A 26,350-nucleotide genomic window follows, 5' to 3' on the forward strand; every position below is an offset into this window, starting at 1 on the left:
TTTAGAGTTGATGATGCGTTCTTTGTAACGATGGACAGGCTATTTCAGCTCCCGTTTCCTCCCTCCTATAGAACCTAAAAAGGTTTTACTATATACTTTTAAGAAAAAGCTGGAAAGTGCGGTGAAACCTTTGTTTAAACTACTATTGATAGAAGATGATACGACGTTATTCAATGAAATTAAAGATAGATTGGCGCAATGGTCTTATGATATTTACGGTATTGGGGATTTTAGTAAAGTGGTTCAGGAATTCACGGACATAAAACCTGATTTGGTCATCATTGATATACAGTTGCCGAAGTTTGATGGGTTTCATTGGTGCAGAATGATCCGGGCCCATTCCAATGTTCCCATCATCTTTTTATCATCACGGGATCATCCGACCGATATGGTGATGTCCATGCAGCTTGGAGCCGATGATTTTATCCAGAAGCCTTTTCATTTCGATGTACTCATCGCAAAAATACAGGCCACCCTCCGCCGGGTATATAATTACAATACCGAAAAGATCGAATTGAAAACCTGGTGCGGTGCAACAGTGGATTACGAGAAGAACACGGTATCGGCCGAGACTGGCTCAATCGAATTGACGAAAAATGAAATTTTCATCTTGAAAAAGCTTATTGAACAGAAAAACAAGATTGTAAGCCGGGAGGAATTGATCAATAGCTTATGGGATGACAAACGTTTCATAAGCGATAACACCCTTACAGTGAATGTGAACCGTTTACGGAAGAGGTTGGATGAACTGGGTTTAGGGCATTTTATCGAAACGAAGGTCGGACAGGGCTATATCGCCGTGGAAGAGGCAAACGCATGATCAGAAAATATCTCGTGGAAAGGTTCAGCTGGATCACATTCTACATACTGCTTCATCTATTCATCATCTTTGTCGCTTATCTTGATTCGGCCATTCCGTTAAAACCCATACTGTATATTGTTTTTTTATCGTTGCTCATATTCAGTATGTTTTTGATATTCCGCTATAAAAAAGAAACATTTTTCTATAAAAGTTTAGAAGCGCGGGAAGACAACCTGGATATTACGAATATAGCCGAACCGGAAAGCCCTTTCGAAAAAATCATAGAAAACAGCATCATTAACCAAACCGAAATATTGAAGCAATCCGCATTAATTGGCCGAATGACTTTAGAGCAGGAGAAGGATGAATTATTATCTTGGATTCATGAAGTGAAAACACCATTGACGGCGATGCATTTAATGATTGACCGCTTGGATGATGAATTGCTGAAATCCCATTTGACTTATGAGTGGCTGCGCATTCACCTCCTACTTGATCAGCAGCTCCATCAAAGGCGCATGCCTTTCATTGAAAATGATTTGTATATTGAAAATACAGATTTGGAAACAATAATCTTTGATGAGATTAAAACGTTGCAATCATGGTGCATTCAAAAAGGCATCGGCTTCGATATACAATTGGATGTTACCGAAGTGCTAAGTGATGCCAAATGGCTGGCCTTCATTATGAGGCAGCTCTTGACTAACTCCATTAAATACAGTGAAAACTCCGATATCACGATATATAGCCATGAACAAGCTGAACAAACGGTTCTTGAAGTGAAAGATTCTGGACGGGGCATCGACCCAAAGGATTTATCCCGCATATTTGATAAAGGATTTACATCCACGACGAATCATCGTGACACGGCTGCAACTGGCATGGGTTTATATTTAACCAAGAATGCAGCAGAGTCCCTATTCATCTCCATTGACGTAAAATCAGAGCTTGGAATGGGAACGACCATTACCTTGACCTTCCCAAAAAGAAATGAATTCGTGAATATCACAAGCATGTGACAAAAATGTCACATGCTTTTATTCTTTGTTCGTCCAAACGAAGGAAAAGAAATACATGGCCTTTTATAATGAGGATATAGAAAAAAAGGAGTGTATTCAAATGAATATATTAGAAGCGAAAAAAATCCATAAAAGCTATGGTAATAAATTCAATAAACAAGAAGTATTAAAGGGTCTCGATATAAGCATACAAGAAGGTGAATTCGTAAGTATCATGGGTGCATCCGGTTCAGGAAAAACGACTTTGCTGAATGTCCTTTCCTCGATCGATAAAATCAGCAACGGCACCATTACGATCGATGGAAAAGAGATTTCAGGTATGAAAGAAAAGAACTTGGCCGAATTCCGGAAGAACCATCTAGGCTTCATCTTCCAGGAATATAACTTATTGGACACACTGACTGTCAAAGAAAATATCCTTCTGCCTTTATCCATTACAAAAACACCCAAAAATGAAGCGGCACAAAAGTTTGAAAACGTAGCGAAAGAACTGGGCATATATGAAGTGAAGGATAAATACCCAAATGAAATTTCCGGTGGCCAAAAACAGCGTACGTCTGCAGCACGGGCTTTCATCCATGATCCAAGCATCATATTTGCGGATGAACCGACTGGGGCGCTTGACTCCAAATCAGCATCCGATTTACTGAACAAACTGAGCGAAATGAATCGAAAGCGCAAAGCGACCATCATCATGGTAACCCATGATCCAGTGGCCGCCAGTTATTGCAGCCGAGTCATTTTCATTAAAGATGGACAAATCTATACACAATTGAATAAAGGTGAGGAATCCAGACAAACCTTCTTCAAGGACATCATGAAAACACAAGGTGTATTGGGAGGGGTTCAAAATGAGCATTAATCAACTCATCTTTCGAAATCTGAAGAAGAATCTGAAGAACTATTATCTGTATGTGTTTGCCCTGGTCTTCAGCGCTTCCCTTTACTTTGCTTTTGTCACCTTGCAATATGACCCATCGCTGGATGAAGCGGAGGGTACGGTGAAAGGGGCCGCCTCCATCAAGGCTGCATCGATCCTGCTTGTTGCGATTGTTTCCATATTCCTTTTATATGCCAATAGCATTTTCATAAAAAGACGCAGTAAAGAAATTGGCTTATTCCAATTGATCGGCATGACCAAGAACAGGATATTCCGTATCCTAAGTGTGGAAAACCTGATCCTGTATTTCTGTTCCGTATTCCTGGGAATCTTTGTAGGGTTTGCCGCTTCAAAATTGATCATCATGATATTATTTAAAATAATGGGTGTCCAGGCGATCGCGACCCTTAAATTTTCTTTTCAGCCGCTTGTTCAAACCATTCTCGTTTTTAGCGCCATCTATCTTTTCATCATGTTGATGAATTATGCCTTCATTAAAAGGCAGACCATCCTATCATTATTTAGGGTGACTTCAATGACGGAAGGAAAAGTGAAAAAGGTTTCGATGCTCGAAATGATCATCGGGATATTCGGAATCATCCTGATCATTGCCGGCTATGTCGTTTCATCCAAGTTATTCGATGGAGCCTTTTCAGAGATGAGCGAGCTTTTTATGGCCATGATCTTCATTTTGGCATCCGTTATCATCGGTACTTACCTATTCTATAAAGGATCCGTAAGCTTCATCTTTAATATCGTCCGTAAAAAGAAAAATGGCTATTTGAACATCAATGAAGTATTGTCCCTTTCATCCATCATGTTCCGGATGAAATCGAATGCGATATTATTGACGATCATCACGACCGTTTCGGCTTTGGCGATTGGGTTATTATCATTAAGCTATATCTCCTACTACTCAGCGGAGAAAATGGCACAAAGCAGTATCCCCACCGATTTTTCCATGACGGATAAGGGAGATGCGGATGCATTCAAAGAAGCTTTATCAGACAGTAAAATTGATTACGACGAAAAGATGATTGATGTCATTCAAGTGGATGTCAATGTAAAGGAAATAATGGAGACTAGCTTGGAAGGTGTGAACTTTGATCCGGACATCATGACCGTTCCTGTCATCAGTGATGAATCCGTTAAAGGAATCAACCTCGCTGAAGATGAGACCCTTTTCAGCGGATACAGTAATATGATGGAGAAGGTCATGTCCTTGAAGGATTCCGGAAAGATTGAACTGAAGGGCAAACACGAAGTGATTCCGCAAACATATATGGGATTGAATGATGATACCTTCGTGTCCTATTACTTCACGAACGGCGGATTGCCCGTTGCCATTGTAGACCAAACGATATTCGACCGTTTGAAGAAGGATGTCGACCCGAAAATCCAAAAAGTATCATCTGTAAATATCGGCATTGATGTGAAGGATGAAGCTGAAGTTGAAAAAGCGAATGATCTATTCAATAAAATGAGTTTTAAAGAAGAACATGTGAATGATTCCCAATTTGAAATGTTCAACACCCAGAAGAAGAACATGGGTCTTATCATGTTCATCGTCGGCTTCTTGGGGTTAACCTTCCTCATCACATCCGGCTGTATCCTATATTTCAAACAAATGGATGAAAGTGAAGGTGAAAAATCCAATTATACCATCTTAAGAAAACTGGGATTCACGCGAGGTGACTTACTAAGGGGAATCCAAGCAAAACAAATTTTCAATTTCGGCATTCCTTTAGTCGTCGGACTGCTTCACAGTTATTTCGCAGTCCAATCAGGATGGTTCTTATTCGGTACCGAAGTTTGGACACCGATGATCATCGTAATGGCATTATACACGGCATTGTACTCGATTTTCGCAATCCTATCCGTATTCCATTACAAGAAGGTCATCAAAGAATCTTTATAATGTGGAAGATGCTAAAAGCTCCAGGGCCCATGAGGCCCTGGAGCTTTTAGACTTAGAAAAATCCGAAGAAGTTCCAGCTGTTTTCAGAAATCCAATGGGATTCCATCCATAAAAAAGTAAACCATGAAGGATAAACAAGTCTTTTTTTATCATCATGGTTCGGGGGTGAGACATTTCGAACCAGATTTCAGTTTTCGTTTCCCTTTAAAGGACCCCAGCCGGTTTCTTCATCATTTCTTTGATCAATTCCCTATTGCGCTTTTTAAAGACTTCATTATGTGAAGAGACCATGCCCACTCCGTTAGCGTCAGGCTGGATATATTGCTTTGCCTTGTTTACGGCGTTTGCTGCATCTTGGAAGGTACCTGCTATTAAGTTCAATTTACCTTCGTGCTTTAGGATATCACCGGCAGCGTATATTCCATCCATCGAGGATTCACTGGCGGAAGTACCTTCAATATAATAATTATCGACTATGGCAATATCCACTTTACTATTTCGAAGCAGCGATGTATCACGCTCATAACCATGATTGATGATGACTTCATCGATTGGCAAGTAAGATACCTCGCCCTTTTCATGATTCGTCAGTTCAACATATTCAATTGATTCATGATCAGCGCAAGCGATCAATTTTGTGATCATGGTATTCAAGAAACAAACCGCAGAGCTTTCCATCAATTGTTTCGCTTGTGATTCATGACCTGCTAAACTATCTTTCCTATATGTCAGATACACCTTTTTGGCGATGGGCTCCAATTCATTTGCCCAGTCTATTGCAGAATTCCCGCCGCCTGAAATGATCACCGTTTTATCCTTGAAACGATTGAAAGACTTCACGGTATAGTTTAAATTGGAGACTTCAAACCTTTCTGCACCGTCTATTTCCAACTTTTGCGGATTCAGGATTCCACCGCCGACTGCGACAATGATCGTTTTGGAAAAGTGCTTTTGACCTGATGCTGTATGTAAAACGAATATACCTTCCTCATTACGTGTGATCGATTCCACTTTTTCATTCAACACGACCGTTGGATTGAATGTTAACCCCTGCTCCACGAGCTGTTCAATTAATTTTTCCCCCGTAGTGGGCGTCAGCCCTCCTACATCCCAAATCATTTTCTCTGGATAAACATGAATTTTCCCGCCTAGCTGTGGCTGGTATTCAATCAGTTTAACTTTCATTTCTCTAAGTCCGCTATAAAAAGTGGAGTAAAGGCCTGCTGGCCCGCCTCCAATAACCGTTACATCAAATAAATCTTGCTGATCCATTTACGTCCACTCCTCGGTAATCAAGTGTGATTGATTATCATTCTCATTTAATCGTACACTCTTTTCTCACTTTTTACAATATGGATTTATTAAAAAACTCTGTTCATTTTAAAAATCAACAGAGTTGTTTATTTCCAATCACTAAAACTTACCATTCATTAAGAACGTATGAATGATAAATGGAGTATTACCATTAGAATGCAAAATTAGGTTGAAAATGGAGTAAGGGTATTGGTGTAACGTTAAAAATTAACCTGCTTTATTCATAGATAAAGTAGTTTAACAGGATAGCTCTCTTATCATATGCCCGTTTTTACTATATTAGAAAAGTTGACTCGTTTTAATAAAGTGTTCAATATATCTGTTCGTTGCATTCTGATTAAATCCAATCCAAGATTTGTTCTCCTCAGAGGGCACATCCAGTGAAATAGCTACAACCGTAGAGAGAGTTTTTTCTTTTCGTATAATTAATCTTAGAAAGTAGACAAGAGATATTGTGGAACACGTTGCTATGCACCCCGTGATTGGCGGTTGATAACTACTTCGTAAGTACTCCCCCTTGTTGTATAAGTTGATATGCTTTCAAAGCCATTTCAACGTTTAATCTGTTCTCAGGCATATCAAAATCAAAATCAAGAATCTTTTTTATTTTTTCCATCCGATGATAGAGTGTTTGTCTTACAATATGCAATTTTTGAGCCGTAAGCTTCTTTGAGCGATCAAACTCAAAGTATTTCGTTAAAGTCAGAAGCAATTCCGTTCCATATTCCTTATCATAGGATATTAAAGGAGAGAGATAGTCTTCAATAAAATGGGCTGTATCTTGATCATGCTGAATTAATTGAATCAGCCGAAAGATTCCAAGGTCTTCGTAAAAGGCACTTGTTGAAAACGTACGATAATTTAAAGCTAACTGCGCTTCTCGATAACCATTATGAGCATCCAAAAGTAACTGGTATTGTCGCCCAACGCCTATACGGATTTGACTAGATTCACCTTCTCTAACATATAGCAAGGTTTCGATCACTTTCAAGAAGCGCGCCTTAGAGGAATCGGCAGTTCCAAGATCAATAGCTAATACAATAATCTGATTTCTTATTGATGTGATATAGGGTGTAAAAGAATATTTTGCGAACCCAGATCGAATTTTTAAAGAATAATGATAAATAGCAGATTCATTTTCTTCATCCGATAAACTTAATGAAGTCGGATGAAAAACATCTTCGATATCAATGATTGCAATTCGATAACGTATAGAAGCGTGCTTAGATTTTAACGAAATAAATCCCCTTGCTTGTTCCTCATTATTGATGCGTCTATAAAGTAAATCATTTAGCCATGTAGATTCTAAACGTAATCGTTTTTCATCCAAATAATGTTTACGCAATAAGTCTTGTGAGATTGCTAGAGAAGCACGATCAAGGATTAGGAAATCAAATTCATCCGATTCACGATCTAAAACCATAACAAGGTATGCCCAGATTTGATCCATTGCTCCGATCGGTTGGAGAAGAATAGTATGGTTTAATGCCTTCCATTCAACGGGCGAATCATTTGTAATTCGGTCGTGCCAGTGTTCTTTATCTTCATAAATGATTTGAAGTAGCTGTTCCATAAATTCATTTTTCAATCCTGGAATCGAAAAAGGTGTTCCTTCTATAGGAAGATAGATAATTGGTGCTTCTGTCTTCTGTTGCAACAACTTTAAAATATTGGATAACCCATGAGTAGTGAGTGACAATGAATGGAATTCTCTTGAAATTGAATTTAATGTAATCAACTTCTCATGATGAGCATTAATGAAAAACGAATGTAGATCCTGCGCTATTTCGACGAAATTTATGAATTCTTTGAAAATTATAATCGGAAAGTTATACTCATTTGCCATCTCGATCATTTCTTTAGGGACCTTTTCGAAGTAGTGTCCAAGTTCTATACATAAACATGAGGCGTTGCGTTCGATAAGATTTAACAAAAATGAAGTATTAGAGGAGTCTCTCCATTCAAAGCCAAATCCGGTGGAGAGTATCAGTTCCCCTCCCTGAAAGATGGTATCATCAAAAAACGGAATTTCAAGGACATGTGTCCATTTGACTTGACGGTGCAACCCGTTTGCCCCCGCAACTACCTCCGTCTTTGAAAAGAGTGGGCGCTTAAGAACATCTTGTACTGTAAGCATATGTACCTCCTCATTTAATAATTGTTAGCTGTATCATCTTATTATAACTATACTAGAATGTCTAAGCCCATAAAATATGGATCCCTTTCTCTGTTTACCCCCAAGTAATACGGGTCGGTGTCTATAAGTACGTTCTTTTACCTGCTTTGATGAAATACCTTAATCAACCTGAGAATCTTTCATAATGGTATCCATTTACACCGTATTTCATCAGTTATATGTGCGAATGAACGGTGGATTACTGAAACTTAAAACGACCAAAATATTAGATAAACAATGAAAAATTTTCACTTTTTCACCAATGCTGTATTCATAAAAGTTCAAGATGACCGAAAGTGCTTGGTTAAAAAAAAACTAATATAAATTTAACCTCGTGTCTAATGAAAGGGTTATCATTTCCCTGTAAGATTTTAGAATGTTCAATAAATTAAATGCAATTAAAAAGGAGAATGAACAATGATAGTAGGAGTGCCTAAAGAATTAAAAACTGCAGAGACTAGAGTGGGATTAAATCCAACGTGGGTAAAAAAATTAACAGCTTTCGGTCATGAAGTACTAATACAACGCATGGCAGGTGAAGCTAGTGGTTTTTGTGACGAAAAATATGTTTTGGCTGGAGCAAAAATAGCAAACACGATTGACGAAATTTATGAGAAGGCAGAATTTGTTGTTAAAGTGAAGGAACTTCAACCCTATGAATACGGCCTTCTTAGAGAAAATCAAATGATAATGGCATGGTTTCATTTGGCGGAAGATGTAAATCATGAAATGACACAGGCATTACTAGATAAAAAAGCAATTTCATTATCAATGGAATTAATCGTTTTACCTGATGGGACTAGACCTACAATTAAACCAATGAGTGAAATTGCAGGAACATTAGCAATGCTTGAAGCAGTCAAATATGCTCAATATGGTTATGGTGGAAAAGGAATACTTCTCCGGAAACTGGCCGGTTTACCGTCGAGCAAAGTATTCATACTTGGTGGTGGCAATGCTGGACTCAATACTGCGCAAGTTGCTGTGGGTCTTGGATTGAATGTAACAATCATGGAAGCATCAATGAAACGCATTGATTATTTGAACGATCAGTTGCCACAGGTGGACATTTTGTGTTGGGATAAAGATATGATGTTCGAAGAACTTATTCAAAGTGATGTTTTAATTAATACAATTTATCCGATGCCAGGGGTAACCGAATCTCTCATAACACGAGAGATGGTCAGTAAGATGAAACCTAATTCTATTATTATTGATATTGCAGGAACGGGTATAATTGAAACCTCACGTTATACGACTTTAGAGGATCCAGTTTACTACGAACAAGAAGTCCTACATTACTGTGTCCCGAATATGCCTGCTCTATGTCCACAAACCTCGACAAACATGATGTTGATGACAACCGGCCCATATATTATGAACATTGCGAATAATGGTTTGAAAGAGGTTGTAGTAAATGATGCAATAGTAAGAAATTGTATCAGCACTTTGAACGGTGAAATTGTTCATCACGAAGTTGGGATCAATCATAACATGCCTTATACTGATATAAAAACGGAGTTACTATTGTCCAAATAATAAAGCGTCCTTAGAGTCATCTCATATTCTACGTTTCATTTCTATTGATTAGAAATCAGTATACAAGTTATTGAACAAATCGCTACTAAAGAATTTCTAGGAGTCAGGAAAGATGCCAGCGAGAAAACTTTTGCAGGAATTATATAAGATATAATATACATTCCAATGAATTATCTTTGTCATTCTGCAGACGGAATTCTCTACGAGGAACGGGGAGATAAGTTCTACACAACAAATTCATGGATAATTCAAAGCAGGCTCCCTAGCATCTTTCTGACTCTTTTATGATTACTAGAAAACCACGTATTAAAAAAGCTATGGACGTAATAATATAGATCCCACTTCTTGTAAAAGGTTAAATCAGGTAAAAGAGGAGAGTATTTTACATGTCAAATTTAAGGAAAACAGATCGAACACTGACACTCATTCCAGTAGTGTTGTTTGGTTTTTCATTTATGGGGTTAACCACAGCTTTTACTACGTATGGTATTGCGGCTAATATTTCCCACGGTATGGTTCCGGGGGCAATGATTGTTGCTCTAGTGGTAATGATGTTTACTGCTTACAGTTATGGGAAAATGGCAATTGCGTTTCCATCATCCGGTTCTGCATATGTTTATACGCAAAAATCGATCAATCCCTCTGTTGGATTTCTTGTCGGATGGGTAATCTTAATGGATTATTTATTTATGCCAATGGTAAATTACTTAGTATTTGGTATATTTTTCTCAGCAGCCTTTCCTACAATTCCAAGTTACATCTGGATTGCAGGTATGCTGGTGCTCGTCACTTTTATTAATATTAAAGGATTGAAGTTTGCTACAAATGTAAACGCATTCATAACGATTTTCGCTTTACTTTTTATCCTTATCTTTATAGGTTTTTCCATTAAGGAAATTTTTATGGGCGAAGGCACGGCAACTCTTTTATCTCTTGAGCCATTCTATAATTCGAAAGAACCCTTTTCTTATACAATAGCTGGAGCAGCTTTATTATGCTTTTGTTTCCTTGGATTTGAATCAGTTACAGCGTTTGCTGAAGAGACAGTGAACCCTAAGAAAACGATTCCCCGAGCTGTTATTTTAATTACTCTTGGTGGTGGTTTAATCTTTACAAGTGTTGCATATTTCTCATATCTTGTATGGCCAGAATATAACACATTTAATAATCCTGATTCGGCTGCCTACGAAATTATTAAACTTGTTGGTGGAAAGGCGATGTACTCAATATATCTTGCGCTTTACGCATTAGCTGTATTGGGTAGTGCCATGTCGTCCCAGGCAAGTGCATCACGAGTCCTCTATACGATGGGGCGAGATGGACAGTTTCCTAAAAAGTTCTTTGGCACCCTGCATCCGAGATATAGAACACCCGTAAATAATATCCTGATCATTAGTTCTGTCTCTTTGCTTGCTTTATTTTTAAGTTTAGATCTTGTAGCATCATTCATTAATTTCGGGGCGTTTCTTGCGTATACTTGTGTTAATATTGCCGTAATTGCTCATTATTATATTAGAAATAGAGAACGTTCGGTAAAAGGAACTATCTTATATTTATTTGTGCCTCTTATTGGAGCTGCTCTTGATATTTTACTACTTGTGAATCTTGATGTGCACTCAAAAATACTTGGAGTAAGTTGGTTAATAATAGGCTTCATTTATTTACTTGTATTGACAAAGGGACTTAAAAAACAGCCACCACAATTGAAAATCGAAGAAAATTATGATGTAGATTTAAAAAGCCAGGATGCTTGAAAATAAGATAAAAATGCAGCTTAGACACGACTATTGTCGGTATGAGACATACAGGTCATTACTGGATTAATCTATCGAATGGTTATCTAACGAAAAGATTGATGTAGTAAGTCAATCCTCACCTTGTGAAAAGAAATAAAGAGAATCGAGATAGAACCCAGTCCAAAAGTGAAAAAGTGCAGCATCCCTCATCCCCACTCATGGGTGAAAGAGATGCTGCACTTTTTTTTGGCACTGGGAGTTAGCTTGAACGAGGTCTCTTCCCTTCTGATATAAGAAGGTTGATGGTATCTATGAGTTCAGGTAATTCCTCAATCGTTTTGACGGTAAAGTCGGCACCGTTTTTCATAAAGGTGTCTGCCGTTTTAGAGATGAGATTTTGTTTATCAAGTTCTGGTAAACTTGTATACTCATTCAAACTCAATCCCATCTCGGAGCTTCCGACAATGACTCCGACCGTCCATACTCCAGCATTCACTCCTTCTTTCATATCGGAAATGGTATCCCCTACCTTCACTACCTTCCTTGATGCCGTTAACTTCAATTGAAGAAATTTGCGTCACTCCTGCCGAATACCTGGCTAGCCGAGACCCCGCAGGCGCTTGCTTTGATGTGGCTTGGCAGACAGTCGGCGGAAAGGGGAGCGGATTTCTGAAATCAACTGGAACGTTTTCTTGAGGGTTTGTAAAATCCAATCATTGATTTCCACTTCAGGTACTCGCTTTCCGCGGGCGGTCCGGGAAGCCTCCTCGGCGCTTTTGCGCCTGCGGGGACTCCCTTGGACGCGCTTTTCCCGCATTTCTACTGGATCTTTGGATTTAAAGGAATGGTTGTGCTGGATTCTCGTTTAATGGTTCCGGACAAATAAAAAAATGCCCTTTCATACCGAGGGCATTTTCATCATCCAATTTATTAATTTACGAAAAGATATAACTTTCTATGATATTCCACAAATGCCTGCTGGTCCTTTTCCGTGTAGTCCATCCACTTCACTTTCTTGCATCTTTCCTCTAATCTCTCATTCAACTCATCTTCTATTTCATTCATGAAACGAATGATTTCCCCATAAGGCATATTGAAATGACGGGCTGCGAGCCTGGGCGGAGAATGCTTTACCAGCAATCTCATGAATTGATCGACCGTGTCCGCCTTCGAGGCAAGATAATCTTCCTCATTCACGATGAATTCATACACTTGTTTTTTCACGCCAGAAAGTCTGGTCACTTCGTCGCGCAATAAAAACTCCATTAATCTTTCGTTCATATGGCTCTACCTCGAATTTGTTTATATTTACATTCTTTTTAGATCATGTATGAAAAGGTTATACTGCCCTTCACACCTCATTATGACATCGTAACCCCAAGCCATCAAGCAATTCCTGTATCCTCACACAAACCGTAACTGTTACGATTAGTGATCCTTTTTAAGTAAAATAACATGTATATGCCTCATAGTCAACGTTCGAGCTGTGTGCATCCCTTTATGCATATTTAGAATCGTTTATTGGCAAAATATGAGTATGAACAAATGGCACAACACAATCTTATTAATTTTTATATATGTAAAGAGAATAATTTTGTTAAAATTTGATATAATAAATGTAATATTTAGTCAATTAGCATCTTTTTATAGAATTTGCTTTTGTAAAGGAGTAAAATGATGCTAATGACATCTTATTTTTTCCAATGTTTCCGAGGAGTTATAGGGTGGGTATAGCAAGTACATAGTGACAGCTGAAATGCTGTCCGACATATCGGTTGTTTTCATTTGTTCAGAATAACAATGAAAAGAATAAGGAGTGATTTTTTGAAACCTTCAACAAATCGCATGTTAACCCGTATTAAATCCGTTTATATGTTCATCAGTAATAACGGTACGGTTTCTACTCAAGAGCTTGTAGAAGAATTTGGCATCACTCCTCGAACTGTGCAGCGCGATTTAAATGTCTTAGCATACAATGACCTTGTTCAAAGCCCAAGCCGTGGCCTTTGGACGACAACAAGTAAAAAGGTGAAGATGTCATCGTAAAAAGAACGACCACCCGAACAAGATCGATATGTAAAATACTTTGAGGCGGACAATATTTGTCCGCCTCATTTTTTATGCCTATATTCATTCAGCAGGCTGCCCCGCCTTTAACTGTTCAAGCTCTTCCGCCGTTAGCTCACGGTACTCACCAAGCTCAAGTTCCTCATCAAGCTGTAAACTTCCCATGGAAAGACGCTTTAGGTAGACGACACGTTTGCCGACGGCCTCAAACATCCGCTTCACCTGATGGAACTTTCCTTCCATGATCGTCAGCTCGATATCCGAAGTCAGACCTGATTTTAAAATATTCAATTCACCTGGTTTTGTTTCGTACCCATCATCCAAGGTCACGCCGTTGCGGAATGCCTCAATATCCTCTTCCGTCACTTCGCCATCAATGACCGCAAAATATGTTTTAGGGACATGTTTCTTCGGGGAAAGCAATTGGTGGGCAAGTTTTCCATCATTTGTGATAAGCAATAACCCTTCTGTGTCCTTATCCAGACGGCCTACAGGAAATGGCTCGAATACTGAATCCTCTGGCTCCAAGATGTCGATGACCGTTTCTTGGTGTTTGTCTTCCGTTGCCGACAATACGCCTGGCGGTTTATTCATCATTAAATATATGAACTCCCTATATTCAACCCGTTCATCATGGACGGTCACGACTTCCGTATCAGGGTCCACTTGCTCTTTCGGATCCTTCAGCACCCTTTCATCGACCTTCACGGCGCCGGATTTCAGGAGCTTTTTCACTTCTTTCCTGCTGCCATAACCAATATTGGATAAAATTTTATCAATTCTCATCGTTTCCTCCTAAAGCCTTTTCAGTAAAAAGCCTTGCCCACTTTAATGACAGGCAAGGCCAATATATTTTTAATCTGGGGATTCATTTTATCATACCCTTTTTTTTACACATCAAACTTCTATCTTATAATCCCAATTTAGCTTTTAACCGATCGATCCGGGTACCGAACAAACGATGGGCAAGTTTGCTTTTCAAGGAAAGTGCCGCATAAATGAGCGCTCCAAAGATTGCACAAATGGCCACGATCAAAATCGCTTGAAAGCGCCCTTCCGTTGTAAGCCACAGCGATAATAAACTGTTCATGCCCCATGCAGCCAGTCCCATAATTATTGAAAAAACAGAGATCAAAACAGATCTTCTGATGGTAAGGCTGTAACGATATCCAGTAAAGTAAGTAATGATATACAAATTCAGCAGTACAGCAGCCAAGTAGCCGAATGCCGTGGCATAAACGGATCCTTCCGTTTCAAACAACTTGATCATCGGGATATTCAAGCTCAATTTGATTAAAAAGCCAACAAGCAGGCTGAGCACCGTATATTTCTGCTGATTGATGCCTTGTAAAACGGCCGCCGAAACGGAAAAAAGTGCAAACAAGATGGAAACGGGCGCATATGCCTTCAGGACACTGATTCCTAGTGGATCATGGCTATAAAAGGCACTATAGATTGGATCGGCCAGTACCGACATGCCAACGACCGCAGGGATCGTAATGAACAACAAAATCTGGAAGGCTTGGTTCAGCTGGCGGTTTAACTCTTCCGAATCCTCGCTTACATAAGCCTTCGTCACCGAGGGCAGAAGCGCCATTGAAAACCCGGTTGCAAGCGTCATGGGAATCAAGACAAGCTTTTGGGCATATACATTCAACACCCCAAGGGCATCTTCTGCGACATGCTGCAGCCCGATGGCCGACATCGCCTTATTGAAAGACAGCAAGTCCGCCAACTGAAACATTGGCATCGCGATTCCGACGAATATGAAAGGAATCGACGACAGAAATATTTCTTTATAGATTTCCTTCAGGGAAATGTCCATCGTCCCCCGGTCTTTCTTCATCAAGCTGTCCAAATGGGGTTTTTGTTTTTTCCAATACCAAAATAACACCACTAAACCGCCGACAGCCCCAACCGTCGCCGCGAATGTAGCCATTTGGATGGCCTTCACTAACTCTCCATCCAAGACATTTAAAACAACATACACACCGGCCAGAAGGAACACAATGCGGACAATTTGTTCGACAACCTGAGAGATGGCCGTTGGTTCCATCGCTTCATGACCTTGAAAGAAGCCGCGGATGATACTCATGAACGGTACAAAAATCAAGGCGAAGCTGACTGCCCGTATGATCTCCGTGACATCACTGACATCTTCCTTCTTGACCCCGAAGACTCCAGTAAACATCGGTGCCATCGTATAAAGAACCAAAAAAGCGAGAAAACCGGTGACAACCATTAATTTCAGACTCGATTTAAATAACTTCTCACCGACGGCGTATTCCTCGAGCGCATTATACTTCGAAATGAATTTAGAAACAGCAAGCGGCATGCCTGCCGTTGCAAAGCTAATGAAAATGGTATATGGAACGTACCCATATTGATACAGGGTAGCCCCTTTATTCCCAACCATATGTTCAAATGGGATGACGTAAAATAAACCAAGTACCTTGGAAATAATCGCTCCCAGCGTTAATATAAAAGCCCCTTTTAAAAACTTAGATGACATCTAATCCCTTCCTGCCTCTGTCAGTTACGTTTCACACGCTCTTTATCTTATCATATTAAAGTATTTTTTCTATAGAAAACTACAATCAAGTTTATCGTTTTCGAAGATAATACACAAACAAATAATTCCTTTTTTTCTACATTCGCAATCTGACGGGCACTTGCTATATAATGAAGGGACTGAAAATGATAAAGTGGTGATCAATTTGAAATATGATGTAGTGGTAATTGGCGGTGGTCCTTCCGGATTGATGGCAGCAATAGCGGCCGGGGAAAAGGGCGCCCATGTATTGTTAGTGGATAAAGGCGAGAAGCTTGGCAGGAAACTTGCAATCTCGGGCGGCGGACGCTGCAACGTGACGAACAGGCTCTCAATCGATGAAATCATTCAGCATATCCCTGGAAACGGGCGATTTCTATACAGTGCTTTCTCAGAGTTTAATAATGAAGACATTATTCAATTCTTTGAAAAATTGGGCGTGGCCCTCAAAGAAGAGGACCATGGGCGGATGTTCCCGGTCAACGATAAAGCGCAAAGTGTCGTGGATGCGCTACTGACGCGCCTGTCGAATTTAAAAGTAACAATCTATAAGAACTCCCCAGTTGCGGAAGTTCTCTATGAACATGGAAAAACAAGCGGTGTCCGGTTAAAAGATGGACAGACCATTGACACGGATGCAGTCGTGATAGCAGTCGGTGGAAAATCAGTTCCTCACACCGGTTCAACCGGCGACGGATACGCATGGGCTAAGAAGGCGGGGCATACGATTACCGAACTGTTCCCAACTGAAGTTCCCGTACTAAGCCATGAAACATTCATTAAAAATCGAATGCTTCAAGGTCTCGCACTTCGGGATGTTTCATTGAGTGTCCTTAACCCAAAAGGCAAGGCCCTGATTACACACCAAATGGATATGCTCTTCACCCATTTTGGCGTCTCCGGTCCAGCTGTTCTAAGATGCAGCCAATTCGTCGTGAAAGCGATGAAAAAATGGAACCTATCGGAAGTGCCAATGAAACTCGATGCCCTTCCGGACAGAAACAAGGAAGAGGTTTTTCAAGACATCATGAAGGAAATCAAAGCCGAACCGAAAAAAGCCATTAAGAACACCTTAAAAGGTTTAGTTCCTGAACGATACCTTCACTTCCTGCTTGAGCGTAGCGGCATCGACCTTCAAGAACAAGGAGCGACGATATCAAATGAAAAAATCCGCCGCTTTGCTGAACTATGCAAGGACTTCCAATTCGGAGTACACGGCACCCAGCCGCTGGAAAAAGCCTTCGTCACGGGCGGCGGCGTATCCGTCAAAGAAATTCACCCAAAAGAAATGGCATCCAAACTAATGGATGGACTGTATTTCTGCGGTGAAATCCTGGATATACACGGATACACAGGCGGCTACAATATCACCTCGGCATTAGTAACCGGAAGACTCGCCGGAATGAATGCTGCCATATATGCCCGTTCATAATTCTAAAAGAGGCTAATCCATTTGGATTGCCTCTTTTAGATGTGATTTCGCATTTCCGGCGTAGGCGCACTTGCCACCACTTCTTTTATTCCGACATTCCGTTAAAAAGTTCTGGATGATAGCGAAAAGCTTCGAGGTCAATGGTATTCCGTTTCGTGAATATGACGCCTTCACTCTCGAGCATCGCTTTCTGGTGTTCTGCGGCGCCGTCCGCTTTTATACCGATTTCTCCTTTTGCATTGATTACCCGATGCCAGGGAAGGTCATGTTTTTTGCTGCTTGAATGAAGGATCCTTACGACCTGCCTTGCACCGCGCGGACTTCCGGCGAGCTGTCCAATTTGACCATATGTCATCACATTACCGGAAGGGATATGTTGAATGATTTTAATCACCCGTTCAGTAAAACTTTCCAAAATAACTCTCCCCTTTGTTCTATCCGTTAGCCAATATCGTAATTTTTTCATCGGTTACCAGGACCCCATGATGCTTGATCAAGTTTGCTTTTAGTTCGGAAGGCACTCTGCAGTCATCATACGCACAAACAGAAATCAACCCTCGTTCTTTGATCAATTTATCGATTCCTTTTTCATATTCACCTATTGCTACGCTGACTTGATCGTCATGGCCCCATTCAACATGTCCCCATGTCCGCACGAGTTGATTCCGTTTAGAGTATGTATCGATATTTTCCAAGAAATAATTAACCATCGTCGAAGGATGGAAGTCTCCATGAAAACAATAAAAATCAAAATTATTAATAAGATGCACTTTCTCCAATTGCTCCTCATTTAAATGAAGCTGCAATTTTTTGTACACCAAAGGAAAGATACGGTCATTTTCGACAATCAGGATGTGGTCTCCCTGTTCAACACCGGCAATGATGAATGTTGCTTCATTTTCTACGTAGGCTTCCAATTCATTAAAACAGTATAAGATATGGCCCCCATCCGATTGCTGTATAGTTTCTATTAGTTGTCTCATATTGTTATCCAAAATGAATCTCCCCTTTAAATACACCAGTCCGCACTATGTATTATGTTTAACTTTACCCATTATCTCTGTGTTTGTAAAATTCACAGAAGAATTTTATTGGTTATTCCTAATTTATGCCTACTCTTTTTTGATTGGGAAGTCGAACTGAGGCTGCTTCAAGTCCACTCATCAAAAGACCAAGGCAGCCCAATACAGCAGACTCGTTCTTAAATGCCTTTTTCCTTTTTGATGTACGTACTTAAATCACAGGATAATACGGCACATAGCGCGGGTTATAATAATAGGGCGGTCTTGGTCCTATGAGGGGCAATTCAAAGGTATTTGGGTTGGAATCATATAACAACTCCACTTTTTCATCGGATTGTTCGACCAATAGCAACTTCACTTCTTCACTATAATAATAGGGCATATAGAGGCCTCCAAAAACTTTTTTTCTCCCCTACAGCATATTCGAAACTGCACGGCAACGAGCCCGTACCCAAACATGTTCTTCATGCACGGCACTTACCTGATCGACATAAAGTAATCCGACTAAATTCTTTTAGGAGGACTCCTCATGGCAGAAGATAAGAAAAAGAAATCATCAGAAAAAGGCTATCCCATGCATCCGAATTATGGAAAGATCACTCGTTATCAAGACGTTCCCATTACAGTTCCGGAGCAACGCCAATTCCGCCAACCTGGTGTGGAAAAATTAATGGTGCCCCGGCCCATCATTGAAAATCCCAATTATAGAGGAAGCGGAAAATTAACAGGAAAGGTGGCATTGATAACTGGCGGTGACAGTGGGATTGGTGCGGCGGCTGCCATCGCTTTTGCTAAAGAAGGCGCAGATGTCTCCATCGCTTATCTGGATGAACATGAGGATGCCAATCGGACTAAAACGAGAATTGAAGAGCTTGGACAACGTTGCTTACTGCTGCCTGGTGACTTAAGGGATAAACAGCAATGTATCGATATCGTGGAAGACACCATCGAAACATTCGGGAAGCTCGATATTCTTTGTAACCATGTGGGTATTCAATTTCAGCAATTAAGCTTGCTTGATATTACGGATGAGCAATTCGATGATACCTTTAAAGTGAATATCTATTCCCACTTCTACACGACCCGTGCTGCCCTTCCCCATTTAAAAGCTGGTTCCTCCATCATTAATACATCCTCCGTCGTGACGTTTAATGGGAATAAGCAATTAATTGATTACACGGCGACTAAAGGGGCCAACATTGGTTTTACCCGTGCCTTGGCAAATAGTCTTGTCGATCAAGGCATACGGGTGAACGCCATTGCGCCTGGAAGGTTTTGGACACCCCTCATCCCGGCAAGTTTCTCGGCAGACGAAGTGACACAGGTCGAGAACCCGATGGAGCGTCAAGGCCAGCCATTCGAACTGGCTCCCACCTTTGTCTATCTCGCTTCCGATGATTCCCGTTTTGTGACAGGACAAACACTTCATGTCAACGGCGGGGAAGCTACATCATCCTAACTTTCCACACCGAATAATTCTCCCTTCCCTGAAACGCAAGAGGTTTTGGGAGTCCACTTTCTTGGCATTCACGGAAAAAGACTACCTTGGTTTGCCCGCCTTGCAGCAATAGGTAGTCTCATGTTGATTATATGTACGGATAAAGGTAGGGCAAAGCCTCCTTTATTTTTTCTTATAGATGATCATCGCACTAAAACAGTAAATCTGTTCCTCTTCCTCTTCACCTGTAGTGGCGACATTGTACTTGATATCGACGATTTGATTATCACGGATGTCTTCCAAGAAAACGTTCATTTCATCCTCTAGATCCTTTTCATGCTCATAATCGAATAATTTAACTTGAATCATCGGCTTTCCCCTGCCCTTTTACTATAATGATAGTTATTGTGCAGGATGCCCATTTTTCATGAGGATTATACTCGATTTTTTTGTAAAGTGGATAATAATGCAACCACTTCATCCCCGACTTCTTCTGTAGAGGCTCCCCCGCCCATATCGGGTGTCAGCGACTTTTTATCGACCATCACCCGTTCGATCACGCCCAACACTTTTGCTCCCCAATCCTCATGCCCGAAGAAATCGAGAATCTGACTGGCGGACCATATGGCCGCAAGTGGATTGGCGATGCCTTGATGTGCAATATCCGGGGCTGAGCCATGAATCGGTTCGAACATCGAAGGATAAATCCGTTCCGGGTTTAAATTGGCTCCTGCTGCCAGTCCCATCCCCCCTGCAATGGCCGCACCTAAATCCGTGATGATGTCACCAAACAAATTGGAAGTGACAACGATTTGAAATCGTTCGGGCTGTTTGACAAAAAACATGCTCGCTGCATCGACCAGATAGGAATTCGTTTCTACATCCGGATACTCCTGTCCGACTTCTTCAAAAACCTGATCCCAAAAGACCATTGAATAATTCAATGCGTTTGCCTTGCTTATACTCGTTAGCGTCCTTCCTGTCTTACGCGCCAGTTCATACGCATAACGGATGATTCTCTCCGTTCCTTTTCGTGAAAAGACCCCAGTCTGCAGGACGACTTCTTCTGGCTTGCCTTTAAAAAGCCAATCACCGGCACCGGAATATTCCCCTTCACTGTTTTCACGGATGACAACCATATCGATTTGGTCACGAGTCACGTCTTTTAATGGACAAGGTGCACCTTGAAGCAATTTGACTGGTCGAACATTCACATATTGGTCAAATTGCTTTCTGATTTTCAGCAGGAGTTCACGTAATGAAATATGATCAGGGACACCAGGATAACCGACCGCCCCAAGATACACGGCGTCAAACTTCATCAGTTGTTCCAGTCCGTCGTCGGGCAGCATTTTGCCGTGCTCAAGATAATATTCACAGCCCCATGGAAAATATGTGAACTCAAAAGAAAAATCCCCGGCAATTCCAGCCACTTCTTTAAGGACCTTCACACCTTCATTAATCACCTCAGGACCTATACCGTCACCCGCAATGACCGCTATTTTATGAACATTCATTCTTCAACTCTCCTTTTTCTATATTTTCTGATTTCAACAACCTAATTTTAACATATAACGTTTGCTTCCAGGGCCCTAATGGAACGCGTACAGGTGAACGGGAAAGTTTTATCGAAAATGTCCATAATGAAAAAAAGCCCTTTCATGATGAAAGGACCTTTTTTTCACGCCTTCAAAAATGCGCGTCTTTCCGCATATTCACGGCATTGTGAACAAACCGCGATCTTTTTTCTTTCTTCATTCAGATATGCCGTAACATTCTTGGATTTCCGCTTACAAAAGTAACAGGTTTTTTTAAAGAACTTCACTTAACGATGACTTCGCCGTCCCACTCAAGCATTCCGCCAACCATGTTTGCCACTTTATATCCTTGTTCCTGAAGATAATGGCATACATTTTCACTGCGGCGTCCAGAACGGCAGATAAAAATATATTCTTTTTCTTTATCAAAATAGTCAAGATTTTCCGGGATATCATTCATGCGAATATGCTTCGCTCCTTCGATCATTCCCTCTTGCACTTCTTCGTCTTCACGAACATCGACAAGTTCCATCGCTTCGCCTGCCTCAAGCATGGCTTCCACTTCTTCAGTTGTAATGATTTTGATATCTTCCATAATTAGCACCTCGAATTATCGTTTGATTTATCTTATTCATTATAACAAAATTTCCAGATAAACATCACCTAATGGATCTCCTGATGAAATTTCCCATCGATAATTTGATCCAACTAAATACGCCAGCGAATAAAATTATTCGCTGACGTTTTCAGGATTGAATCTATATCAATGCTTGAATCCCAGTTGATATTGTTTAGGGATCTCCGTTTCTTTATTCAAAGCTTTAGACGCTTCAAGTGCCCAGTAAGGGTTTCGCAGCATCCCTCTGCCTACGGCTACTAAATCGGCTTCTTCATTACCGATGATTGAATTTGCAAGAATCGGATCATCTAATCGGCCAACAGCAATAACCGGAATATCCAAAGCTTTTTTAATTTCCCTGGCCAACGGCGTTTGATAGCTGGCATGCGTACCCGGTCTTCCGTCTGCCCCAATCGGACCTTCTCCACCAGAGCTTACATGGAACATATCCACGCCTGCTTCTTTAAAGACTTTTGAAAATGCAATGCTTTCTTCAAGACCATATCCGCCTTCAACGTATTCCTTTGCAGATATGCGCATGATTAAAGGCATGTCGGCAGGCATTTCGCTTTTCACTGCTTTAATGACTTCCACTCCAAATTTAGTCAGGTCTTTTCCGTATTCGTCTTCACGTTTATTCGTAAGCGGTGATGTGAATTGGTGGATTAAATACCCATGTGCACCATGAAGTTCAATTACGTCAAATCCTGCTTGAACAGCCCTTCTGACGGAAGCACGGAATTTATCGACCATTTCCTTTACTTCTTCCGTTTCTAAAGCTCTTGGTGTTTTAAACGTTTCATCAAATGCTATGGCTGATGGTGCCACCGGAGTTTCGGCATCTTGCGCTTTACGTCCTGCATGGGCAATTTGTATCCCAATTTTTGACCCGTATTGATGTACTTCCTTAACAATTTTGGAGAAAGCATCAATTTGATCGTCGGACCATAATCCAAGATCGCGATTCGAAATACGTCCATCAGGCTCTACATCGGTCATTTCCACTATAATTAATCCCGTGCCGCCAACTGCCCTGCTTACATAATGCTGCTGATGCCAGTTTGTCGGGATACCATCTTCCGCTTCGACGGAGTATTGGCACATCGGCGGCATGACGATCCTATTTTTAAGTTCAAGTTCATTTATGCGATAAGGTGAAAATAAATCTTTCATAATTTTATCTCCTTTTTTATATAATGCATGCACATGCATTTATATCATCTGGATAATACTGTGTCAACTAATCAGATTCCCCAACACCCGATGCTGTCATTGTAAACGCTATCGTCTGTTGGTACACTTCATTTAATATGTGTTATATTTAATGGAAGTAAGCAGAGGAAGGCGAATATAAATGTCCAGTGAACAGAACCTTATCAATACATGGCTATCGTTTACACGTGTTCATGCCGAGCTCTCCAATGAGCTTGATCGAATGCTGCAAGCAAGACACCAAACGACTTTAAACGAATTTTATGTCTTATTATTTTTATCGAAAACACCAGAAAAAAAACTGAGGCTCCTCGAATTGCAGCAATTGGTCGGTTTAAGCCAAAGTGCGATGTCCAGGCTGTCTGTTAGAATGGAAAATAAAAGCTGCGGTGTCATCCAAAGGCTTGGATATGAAGACGACCGTCGCGGAGTGTGTGCAATCATAACGGACCGCGGTGAGGTAAGGCTTCAGGAAATCCTCGATACCGTTAATGAAACATTGGAAAAGTCCTTAAAAAACAGTGATATTGACACAGTACTGAAACTATTCGTGGATGCAAAAAACGGTCTCCAGGAGAATGAATGAATCAATGGCGATGTATGATGTGAAATTTTGTGCCCCATTCAATTTGAGGCCTTTTTTGCTTTGCATGCCCATCCCCTTCGTTGCCGACATCCAATTAAAAAAGGAGAAAGACGGATAGGCCCGTCTCTCTCCTACTTACATGATTAAAAGTCGAAATTATCAGGATCTGGACCTACACGGTGATTTTGATTCAATCCATCAATTTGGTTCATTTCTTCTTCCGTCAATTCAAAATCGAATACAGATGAGTTTTCTACAATGCGATGTTCTTTAGTGGATTTTGGAATCGTTACAATCCCATTTTGTAAATCCCAGCGTAAAATGACTTGTGCAACAGACTTGCCATGGTTGGTCGCAATTGCTTGTAATACTTCATTATCCAGCAGTTCACCTTGCATCAAAGGAGACCATGCTTCAAGTTGTATTCCTTGTTCCTTACAAAACGCCTGAACTTCTTTTTGAGTTAAACGCGGATGGCATTCTACTTGATTGACCATCGGCTTCACTTCTGCATCTTTCATTAAATCTTCAAGATGGTGAATCTGGAAATTGCTCACACCGATCGCTTTCACTTTTCCTTCTTTATAAAGAGTTTCCAACGCTCTCCAAGCTTCTTTATATTTCCCTTCCACTGGCCAATGGATAAGATATAAATCCAAGTACTCCAAGCCAAGTTTCTTTAAGCTTTTTTCGTAAGCCGCGATTGTTGATTCATATCCCAAATCAGCATTCCAGACTTTTGATGTTACGAATAATTCTTCCCTGGAGATTCCAGCTTCTTTCAATCCCTCACGGATTCCTTGTCCAACCCCTTCTTCATTTTCATAAATCGCAGCCGTATCGATGCTGCGATAACCATGTTTAATGGCCACTTTAACTGCATTTACCAGCTCAGGTCCTTCTTCCACTTTAAATACGCCCAATCCGAACCAAGGCATTTTAACGCCGTTATGCAACGTTGTTGTATCTTGTAAATTTTTCACCATTATCACTCTACCTCCAAATTTTTTCTTCATTGTTTTTATAGATTGTAATGCGCTTAAGTATCAGTATCATTACATCCCTTCAAGGAACCTTCCATCATTCGCTGAAGGGATGCAATGATAGTAGGGTTTTGATACTCTATACGCTTTTCAAGAAATGGAACATGCTTTTTCTAACATGCATCACTTCTTCATTCCTATGCTATTTTGTCAGTTCCCTTGGTACGGTCTTTACTTTCCAAGGCCCGGCTCCAGCCTGTTAAAATCACTGCAGCAAACACCATGACTCCACCTATCCACGCTGTATGGATCAGTCCAATCGAATCCGTAATCACCCCTCCTAAGTAGGCACCAATGGCGATTCCCGCATTGAAGGCGGCAATATTGATGGCTGACGCCACGTCCACTGCACTCGGCACGAAACGCTCCGCTAACATGACGACATAGACTTGAAGCCCTGGAACATTCATGAAAGCAAACAATCCCATTAAAATGATCGTAATTAAACCAGCTATCTTAAACGGTGCCGTGAAGGTCAAGACCACCAGTACAATGGCTTGTATAAGAAACATATAGAATAGGGCATTAATAGGATTGCGATTGGCCAATTTCCCGCCGAGAGTATTCCCTATTGCTATGGCTACTCCATATACTAGCAAAATCAAGGCCACAGTTCCTTCTTTAAACCCTGTTACTTCCTGAAGTAATGGCGACAGGTACGTGAAGACAACGAATGTACCTCCGTATCCTAACGCTGTAATGATGAATACTAACAGCAATCGGCCATTTGTCACCAATTTGATTTGGTCACGGAACGTGGTCCGTGCAGCTTTTCTTAAATCGGATGGGACAAGGATGCCATTCCCGATGAAAGCTATCAGGCCGATTGCCACAATGATGATGAAAGCGAATCTCCAGCCGAATTGCTGCCCGATGAAGGTTCCAAACGGAACTCCGGTCACCGTTGCCACCGTTAGACCTGTGAACATGATGGCGATGGCACTCGCCCTGCGGTTTTCAGGGACCAAATCAGCCGCAATCGTAGCGCCGATCGACATGAAGATACCATGTGCAAGCGCTGAAATGACACGTGCGATCAATAATACACTGATCGTGGTCGCAGAAGCCGCCAATGCATTTCCGGCAATGAACACGACCATGATCCAAAGCAATAAGGTCTTTCTCGACATATTCGATGTCAGGGATGTAAGGATAGGTGCCCCGAACATGACCCCCAAGGCGTATAGAGATACCGTCAACCCCGCCGTCGTGACTGTAATGTGTAAATCTTTAGAAATGAGCGGTAATAATCCCACGCTGATGAACTCGGTGGTTCCAATCGCAAAGGCGCTGATCGCTAAAGCGAGCAATGCCCATGTACTTCTATTTTTATTTGAAATCATATCCTCTTCTCCTTCTTGTTGTTTTGTACTATCATTGAAATTGCCTAAGCAACTTTTTTTATAAATGGTACAGTGGAATTCGGTGTGCAAATGTTATTATGAGATATAATACAAA

Annotated in this window: 25 protein-coding genes and 1 pseudogene; 11 read left to right on the top strand and 15 right to left on the bottom strand. The window is 40.8% G+C overall.

The window, feature by feature from the left end:
- Positions 1 to 130: 130 nt before the first annotated feature.
- From QUF78_RS20400 to QUF78_RS20415, 4 genes are all read left to right on the top strand, one after another.
- A complete protein-coding gene (locus QUF78_RS20400) occupies positions 131 to 820 on the top strand; it encodes a response regulator transcription factor (protein ID WP_289318312.1) in 690 nt (229 codons plus the stop codon).
- Positions 817 to 1,821, top strand: coding sequence for a sensor histidine kinase (locus QUF78_RS20405; RefSeq protein WP_289326080.1), 1,005 nt, complete (start codon positions 817 to 819; stop codon positions 1,819 to 1,821). Before QUF78_RS20400 ends, QUF78_RS20405 begins: the two co-directional genes overlap by 4 nt.
- 100 nt (positions 1,822 to 1,921) lie before the next feature.
- Positions 1,922 to 2,683, top strand: a complete 762-nt coding sequence (locus QUF78_RS20410) for an ABC transporter ATP-binding protein (RefSeq protein ID WP_289326081.1) — start codon at positions 1,922 to 1,924, stop codon at positions 2,681 to 2,683.
- Positions 2,673 to 4,619, top strand: a complete 1,947-nt coding sequence (locus QUF78_RS20415) for an FtsX-like permease family protein (protein ID WP_289326082.1) — start codon at positions 2,673 to 2,675, stop codon at positions 4,617 to 4,619. The genes QUF78_RS20410 and QUF78_RS20415 overlap by 11 nt, the downstream gene beginning before the upstream one ends.
- Before the next feature lie 204 nt (positions 4,620 to 4,823).
- Here the strand turns inward: QUF78_RS20415 and QUF78_RS20420 are convergent, their stop codons facing one another.
- Positions 4,824 to 5,891 carry an NAD(P)/FAD-dependent oxidoreductase gene (locus QUF78_RS20420; protein ID WP_289326083.1) on the bottom strand — a complete coding sequence of 356 codons (1,068 nt, stop codon included), beginning with the start codon at positions 5,889 to 5,891 and terminating at the stop codon, positions 4,824 to 4,826.
- 538 nt (positions 5,892 to 6,429) lie between these two features.
- Positions 6,430 to 8,070, bottom strand: coding sequence for a PucR family transcriptional regulator (locus QUF78_RS20425; protein WP_289326084.1), 1,641 nt, complete (start codon positions 8,068 to 8,070; stop codon positions 6,430 to 6,432).
- 456 nt (positions 8,071 to 8,526) lie between these two features.
- On the opposite strand from QUF78_RS20425, the gene QUF78_RS20430 reads away from it, so the two are divergent.
- From QUF78_RS20430 to QUF78_RS28065, 3 genes and pseudogenes are all read left to right on the top strand, one after another.
- Positions 8,527 to 9,648, top strand: a complete 1,122-nt coding sequence (locus tag QUF78_RS20430; RefSeq protein ID WP_289326085.1) for an alanine dehydrogenase — start codon at positions 8,527 to 8,529, stop codon at positions 9,646 to 9,648.
- Between the two features lie 386 nt (positions 9,649 to 10,034).
- Positions 10,035 to 11,402, top strand: coding sequence for an APC family permease (locus tag QUF78_RS20435; RefSeq protein WP_289326086.1), 1,368 nt, complete (start codon positions 10,035 to 10,037; stop codon positions 11,400 to 11,402).
- Positions 11,403 to 11,419: 17 nt separating this feature from the next.
- Positions 11,420 to 11,578: pseudogene (locus QUF78_RS28065) on the top strand (IS110 family transposase); the annotation flags it as partial.
- A gap of 65 nt (positions 11,579 to 11,643) precedes the next feature.
- Here QUF78_RS28065 and QUF78_RS20445 read toward each other — a convergent pair.
- Together QUF78_RS20445 and QUF78_RS20450 are read right to left on the bottom strand one after the other, a co-directional pair.
- Complete coding sequence (locus QUF78_RS20445; RefSeq protein ID WP_289326087.1) at positions 11,644 to 11,946, bottom strand: hypothetical protein; 303 nt, start codon at positions 11,944 to 11,946, stop codon at positions 11,644 to 11,646.
- 368 nt (positions 11,947 to 12,314) lie between these two features.
- Positions 12,315 to 12,650: a hypothetical protein gene (locus QUF78_RS20450; protein ID WP_289326088.1), complete on the bottom strand. Its 336-nt coding sequence runs from the start codon at positions 12,648 to 12,650 to the stop codon at positions 12,315 to 12,317.
- 558 nt (positions 12,651 to 13,208) lie between these two features.
- Between QUF78_RS20450 and QUF78_RS20455 the strand changes: the two genes are divergently transcribed.
- Positions 13,209 to 13,430, top strand: coding sequence for a DeoR family transcriptional regulator (locus QUF78_RS20455; protein ID WP_034309346.1), 222 nt, complete (start codon positions 13,209 to 13,211; stop codon positions 13,428 to 13,430).
- Positions 13,431 to 13,514: 84 nt separating this feature from the next.
- Here QUF78_RS20455 and QUF78_RS20460 read toward each other — a convergent pair whose 3' ends face one another.
- Entirely contained in the window at positions 13,515 to 14,237 is a 723-nt protein-coding gene (locus tag QUF78_RS20460) for a pseudouridine synthase (protein ID WP_289326089.1), read from the bottom strand.
- Between the two features lie 124 nt (positions 14,238 to 14,361).
- The gene (locus QUF78_RS20465; RefSeq protein WP_289326090.1) at positions 14,362 to 15,963 is read right to left on the bottom strand and encodes a putative polysaccharide biosynthesis protein; all 1,602 of its coding nucleotides are present in this window, start codon (positions 15,961 to 15,963) and stop codon (positions 14,362 to 14,364) included.
- A gap of 205 nt (positions 15,964 to 16,168) precedes the next feature.
- On the opposite strand from QUF78_RS20465, the gene QUF78_RS20470 reads away from it, so the two are divergent.
- Positions 16,169 to 17,434: a BaiN/RdsA family NAD(P)/FAD-dependent oxidoreductase gene (locus tag QUF78_RS20470; protein ID WP_289326091.1), complete on the top strand. Its 1,266-nt coding sequence runs from the start codon at positions 16,169 to 16,171 to the stop codon at positions 17,432 to 17,434.
- A gap of 85 nt (positions 17,435 to 17,519) precedes the next feature.
- Here QUF78_RS20470 and QUF78_RS20475 read toward each other — a convergent pair whose 3' ends face one another.
- The 3 genes from QUF78_RS20475 to QUF78_RS20485 form a co-directional block, all read right to left on the bottom strand.
- Positions 17,520 to 17,849 carry an MGMT family protein gene (locus QUF78_RS20475; protein WP_483313857.1) on the bottom strand — a complete coding sequence of 110 codons (330 nt, stop codon included), beginning with the start codon at positions 17,847 to 17,849 and terminating at the stop codon, positions 17,520 to 17,522.
- A 19-nt stretch (positions 17,850 to 17,868) separates the two neighbouring features.
- Positions 17,869 to 18,429, bottom strand: a complete 561-nt coding sequence (locus QUF78_RS20480; RefSeq protein ID WP_289326093.1) for an MEDS domain-containing protein — start codon at positions 18,427 to 18,429, stop codon at positions 17,869 to 17,871.
- 238 nt (positions 18,430 to 18,667) lie between these two features.
- Positions 18,668 to 18,838, bottom strand: a complete 171-nt coding sequence (locus QUF78_RS20485; RefSeq protein ID WP_169803975.1) for a hypothetical protein — start codon at positions 18,836 to 18,838, stop codon at positions 18,668 to 18,670.
- A 147-nt stretch (positions 18,839 to 18,985) separates the two neighbouring features.
- Here QUF78_RS20485 and QUF78_RS20490 point away from each other — a divergent pair, with 147 nt between their 5' ends.
- Complete coding sequence (locus QUF78_RS20490) at positions 18,986 to 19,915, top strand: SDR family oxidoreductase (protein WP_289326094.1); 930 nt, start codon at positions 18,986 to 18,988, stop codon at positions 19,913 to 19,915.
- 162 nt (positions 19,916 to 20,077) lie between these two features.
- Here QUF78_RS20490 and QUF78_RS20495 read toward each other — a convergent pair whose 3' ends face one another.
- The 4 genes from QUF78_RS20495 to QUF78_RS20510 form a co-directional block, all read right to left on the bottom strand.
- Positions 20,078 to 20,263 carry a sporulation protein Cse60 gene (locus QUF78_RS20495; RefSeq protein ID WP_057913195.1) on the bottom strand — a complete coding sequence of 62 codons (186 nt, stop codon included), beginning with the start codon at positions 20,261 to 20,263 and terminating at the stop codon, positions 20,078 to 20,080.
- A gap of 65 nt (positions 20,264 to 20,328) precedes the next feature.
- Complete coding sequence (locus QUF78_RS20500; RefSeq protein ID WP_289326095.1) at positions 20,329 to 21,411, bottom strand: tartrate dehydrogenase; 1,083 nt, start codon at positions 21,409 to 21,411, stop codon at positions 20,329 to 20,331.
- Between the two features lie 304 nt (positions 21,412 to 21,715).
- Positions 21,716 to 22,027, bottom strand: coding sequence for a rhodanese-like domain-containing protein (locus tag QUF78_RS20505; protein WP_289326096.1), 312 nt, complete (start codon positions 22,025 to 22,027; stop codon positions 21,716 to 21,718).
- A 168-nt stretch (positions 22,028 to 22,195) separates the two neighbouring features.
- A complete protein-coding gene (locus tag QUF78_RS20510; protein ID WP_289326097.1) occupies positions 22,196 to 23,224 on the bottom strand; it encodes an NADH:flavin oxidoreductase/NADH oxidase in 1,029 nt (342 codons plus the stop codon).
- Between the two features lie 181 nt (positions 23,225 to 23,405).
- On the opposite strand from QUF78_RS20510, the gene QUF78_RS20515 reads away from it, so the two are divergent.
- Positions 23,406 to 23,849: a MarR family winged helix-turn-helix transcriptional regulator gene (locus QUF78_RS20515; protein ID WP_289326098.1), complete on the top strand. Its 444-nt coding sequence runs from the start codon at positions 23,406 to 23,408 to the stop codon at positions 23,847 to 23,849.
- Between the two features lie 143 nt (positions 23,850 to 23,992).
- Here QUF78_RS20515 and QUF78_RS20520 read toward each other — a convergent pair whose 3' ends face one another.
- Together QUF78_RS20520 and QUF78_RS20525 are read right to left on the bottom strand one after the other, a co-directional pair.
- On the bottom strand, positions 23,993 to 24,835 hold the full coding sequence (locus tag QUF78_RS20520; RefSeq protein WP_289326099.1) for an aldo/keto reductase: 843 nt from the start codon (positions 24,833 to 24,835) through the stop codon (positions 23,993 to 23,995).
- A 194-nt stretch (positions 24,836 to 25,029) separates the two neighbouring features.
- Positions 25,030 to 26,235, bottom strand: a complete 1,206-nt coding sequence (locus QUF78_RS20525; protein WP_289326100.1) for an MFS transporter — start codon at positions 26,233 to 26,235, stop codon at positions 25,030 to 25,032.
- Positions 26,236 to 26,350 lie beyond the last annotated feature (115 nt).

Source organism: Peribacillus sp. ACCC06369, from assembly GCF_030348945.1.
GTDB lineage: Bacteria > Bacillota > Bacilli > Bacillales > DSM-1321 > Peribacillus.

What these genes read in the sequence shown, in the direction of transcription:
- QUF78_RS20525 (WP_289326100.1), bottom strand. Translation starts at nt 26,235, where the DNA reads ATGATTTCAAATAAAAATAGAAGTACATGGGCATTGCTCGCTTTAGCG.
- QUF78_RS20425 (WP_289326084.1), bottom strand. Translation starts at nt 8,070, where the DNA reads ATGCTTACAGTACAAGATGTTCTTAAGCGCCCACTCTTTTCAAAGACG.
- QUF78_RS20490 (WP_289326094.1), top strand. Translation starts at nt 18,986, where the DNA reads ATGGCAGAAGATAAGAAAAAGAAATCATCAGAAAAAGGCTATCCCATG.
- QUF78_RS20460 (WP_289326089.1), bottom strand. Translation starts at nt 14,237, where the DNA reads ATGAGAATTGATAAAATTTTATCCAATATTGGTTATGGCAGCAGGAAA.
- QUF78_RS20450 (WP_289326088.1), bottom strand. Translation starts at nt 12,650, where the DNA reads ATGGAGTTTTTATTGCGCGACGAAGTGACCAGACTTTCTGGCGTGAAA.
- QUF78_RS20415 (WP_289326082.1), top strand. Translation starts at nt 2,673, where the DNA reads ATGAGCATTAATCAACTCATCTTTCGAAATCTGAAGAAGAATCTGAAG.
- QUF78_RS20505 (WP_289326096.1), bottom strand. Translation starts at nt 22,027, where the DNA reads ATGGAAGATATCAAAATCATTACAACTGAAGAAGTGGAAGCCATGCTT.
- QUF78_RS20430 (WP_289326085.1), top strand. Translation starts at nt 8,527, where the DNA reads ATGATAGTAGGAGTGCCTAAAGAATTAAAAACTGCAGAGACTAGAGTG.
- QUF78_RS20410 (WP_289326081.1), top strand. Translation starts at nt 1,922, where the DNA reads ATGAATATATTAGAAGCGAAAAAAATCCATAAAAGCTATGGTAATAAA.
- QUF78_RS20515 (WP_289326098.1), top strand. Translation starts at nt 23,406, where the DNA reads ATGTCCAGTGAACAGAACCTTATCAATACATGGCTATCGTTTACACGT.
- QUF78_RS20435 (WP_289326086.1), top strand. Translation starts at nt 10,035, where the DNA reads ATGTCAAATTTAAGGAAAACAGATCGAACACTGACACTCATTCCAGTA.
- QUF78_RS20520 (WP_289326099.1), bottom strand. Translation starts at nt 24,835, where the DNA reads ATGGTGAAAAATTTACAAGATACAACAACGTTGCATAACGGCGTTAAA.
- QUF78_RS20510 (WP_289326097.1), bottom strand. Translation starts at nt 23,224, where the DNA reads ATGAAAGATTTATTTTCACCTTATCGCATAAATGAACTTGAACTTAAA.
- QUF78_RS20485 (WP_169803975.1), bottom strand. Translation starts at nt 18,838, where the DNA reads ATGCCCTATTATTATAGTGAAGAAGTGAAGTTGCTATTGGTCGAACAA.
- QUF78_RS20465 (WP_289326090.1), bottom strand. Translation starts at nt 15,963, where the DNA reads ATGTCATCTAAGTTTTTAAAAGGGGCTTTTATATTAACGCTGGGAGCG.
- QUF78_RS20500 (WP_289326095.1), bottom strand. Translation starts at nt 21,411, where the DNA reads ATGAATGTTCATAAAATAGCGGTCATTGCGGGTGACGGTATAGGTCCT.
- QUF78_RS20495 (WP_057913195.1), bottom strand. Translation starts at nt 20,263, where the DNA reads ATGATTCAAGTTAAATTATTCGATTATGAGCATGAAAAGGATCTAGAG.
- QUF78_RS20420 (WP_289326083.1), bottom strand. Translation starts at nt 5,891, where the DNA reads ATGGATCAGCAAGATTTATTTGATGTAACGGTTATTGGAGGCGGGCCA.
- QUF78_RS20405 (WP_289326080.1), top strand. Translation starts at nt 817, where the DNA reads ATGATCAGAAAATATCTCGTGGAAAGGTTCAGCTGGATCACATTCTAC.